Source organism: Synechococcus sp. H55.9 (genome assembly GCF_047462355.1).
Taxonomy (GTDB): domain Bacteria; phylum Cyanobacteriota; class Cyanobacteriia; order Thermostichales; family Thermostichaceae; genus Thermostichus.
The window spans coordinates 1-2,453 of sequence record NZ_JANSJB010000159.1; the positions used below are offsets into that span (position 1 = coordinate 1).

A 2,453-nucleotide genomic window follows, 5' to 3' on the forward strand; every position below is an offset into this window, starting at 1 on the left:
CCGCCCGGCAACCGGCCAGCCCCCCGCCAACGATGACAATGTCGTGCTCCAGCATGAATGGATGTGGGCAAACCCTCCACAGCTAGGATGCCATTTTCCTATCATGCCTGCCCCCGGTAGGCCTCTCCAGCAGCGAACGCGCCGGCGGGGTGTAGCCCTTTCGGCTACGATAGGGGTTGGGCCTGGCTCTGAATTGCGCCCCCGGCGTTGGCCCTGAGGAATGTTGTAGCTGATGCCGTGGGTGAGAAGCTCGCCCTGGAAAGCAGTGCTCCTACGGTCAGCGCCCGGAAATGCTGTTGACTTCACCTTTGCATGAGATTGACACTCCCACCGCTGCGCCTCACCCTGCCCCTGTGGCTGCCCCATGTAACTCTTGAGAACATCCAGGTGGGGCGGGGATCCCTGGACATCGGCCTGTATCTCCAGGCAGGAGGGGTGGGGATCAACGTCCTCAGGAGCACGGGGGAGGTGGAGCTGACGGTGAGGTAGGCTACCGCTCCTGCAGCATGTCCTGGATGGAAAGCTGATCCAGGTTCCAGAGAGGGCCGAGGATGGGGCGGGGATCCACCCCTTGCAGGCGGTTGCGCAGGGCCGAGAGCACCAGGGGGTTGAAGGTGCCGATCTGGGGCAGTTGTTCCTGGATGATCACTTGAAAGCGGTCGTAGAGGGCCTTGCGCTTTTCAAAGTCCAGCTCCCGCACCCCCGCAATAAAGATGCGGTCGATCTCCCGCTCCCAATCGCTCACTTCCACTCCTTCGGCGGGATTGCCGGGCAGATCCCCCAGGTTAAACAGGTGCAGGCGGCCATCGCTGCGCCAGATGTTGGAGCCGTTGTTGGGCTCGGTGCCGCCGCCGCCAAAGCCCAGCAACAAGGTTTCCCAGTCGCGGCTGTCGGTGCGCTGCACCACCGTGTTGAAGGCGATGGGGGTGAAGTCAACGGTGATGCCGATCCGCGCCAGGTCGGCCTTGATCAGGGCGCCGGTGGCCTCCCGCTGGTTGTTGCCGGCGTTGGTGATGAGACTGAAGCGGACGCGGTTGCCGTCGGGATCCCGTAGGTGGCCTTCGGCGTCGTAGGTATAGCCGGCAGCCAAGAGCAGTTGCCGCGCCTTTTCGGGATCGTAGTCGTAGGTGGGCAGGCCCTCTGCCGGGCTGAGGTAAAAGGGGCTGGCGGGGGAGAAGACCGAGTGCTGGATCTCGCCCAGCCCCTGCAGGACGCTCTCGACGTAAAATTGCCGGTTCAGGGCGTGGGCCACCGCCCGGCGGAAGTTCAAATCGTTGAACCAGCGGCTTTTGACGGGATCCACAAAGGGCCGTCCGGTTTGGGGGTTGCGGGCCCGGCTGAGGTTGAAGGCAAAGAAATTGTTGTTGAGGGTGGGGCCGAGATTGTAAATCCTGAACTGATCCCGTTCTTCTTCCCGCTTCAGGAGCTGAAAATCTCTGCCTCGCACCGAAAACACGTCGGTCTCGCCGGAGCGAAACTGCAACAGAGCCGTATCTTCCGAGTCCACGATGCGCAGGATGACCCGCTCGATGCGCGGGATCCCTTCCCCTTTCCAGTAGTAGGGGTTGGGACGGTACACCAGCCGCTGTCCGGGGGTATATTCCTGCAAGATGTAGGGGCCGGCCCCCACCAATTCCTGCACCGGCGTGTCAACTCCCCAGGTCTGGAGAAAGAGGGGGTTGCCCTGGCCGTCCACCTGCTCCACAGTGGGCTGCAGAATGTGCTTGGGCAAGAGAGGGGACCCGGCCTGCAACAGGAAAGGGGCAAAGGGCTCCGGCAGGACAAACTCAACCCGCCGCTCGTCCAAGGCCCGCACCTGGGGCAGCGCCCCCGCCTCGCCGATGCGCAACACATCCCGCGCCGAGGTCGGGATCCGCTCGTCGAAGATGATGCGGTTGAAGGTAAAGTCCACATCTGCCGCTGTCAGGGGCTCCCCGTCCGACCAGCGCAGCCCCTCCCGCAAGGTGAAGACATAGCGCAAGCCGTCCTCAGACACTTCCCAGCCTTCCGCCAGCTCCGGCTTGGGCAGGAGGGTATCTTCATCGAGGGTGACCAGGCCCGCCTCCAGGTAAGCGATGGCGTCGCGGCTGGAGCTCTCGGTGGCCAGATAGGTGTTGAAGGTTTTGGGATCCGAGGTGACGGTGGCAATCAGGTGGGGCGGGCGAGCGGGGGCAGCACAGGCGCTAAGCCAGAGAAGGAGGATCCCTAGGAATAGGGGGGCAAAAAGGCTGCTCTTGAGCTGCTCTGTTGAGGTATTGCTTTGGCCTGCCATTTCCTTTGCTGAGTATCCGAGCAAGTTTGAGGGGGCCCGCCGGCGGCCCAAGCGCTCCGCGCCGCTCACGCGACCACCCCCGGCCCCTCTCCCGGCGGCCCTCACCCCCGGCCCCTCTCCCGGCGGCCCTCACCCCCGGCCCCTCTCCCGGCGGCCCTCACCCCCGGCCCCTCTCCCAGAG

General features: G+C 64.2%; 2 protein-coding genes. One reads left to right on the forward strand and one right to left on the reverse strand.

All coding sequences use genetic code 11. The annotated features are described in order from the left end of the window. The first annotated feature begins 312 nt into the window (after window positions 1-312). On the forward strand, window positions 313-489 hold the full coding sequence (locus tag NW857_RS12720; protein WP_414369175.1) for a hypothetical protein: 177 nt from the start codon (window positions 313-315) through the stop codon (window positions 487-489). Between the two features lies 1 nt (window position 490). On the opposite strand, the gene NW857_RS12725 is transcribed toward NW857_RS12720, so the two are convergent. Continuing rightward, window positions 491-2,272: an ABC transporter substrate-binding protein gene (locus NW857_RS12725; RefSeq protein WP_414334655.1), complete on the reverse strand. Its 1,782-nt coding sequence runs from the start codon at window positions 2,270-2,272 to the stop codon at window positions 491-493. Window positions 2,273-2,453 lie beyond the last annotated feature (181 nt).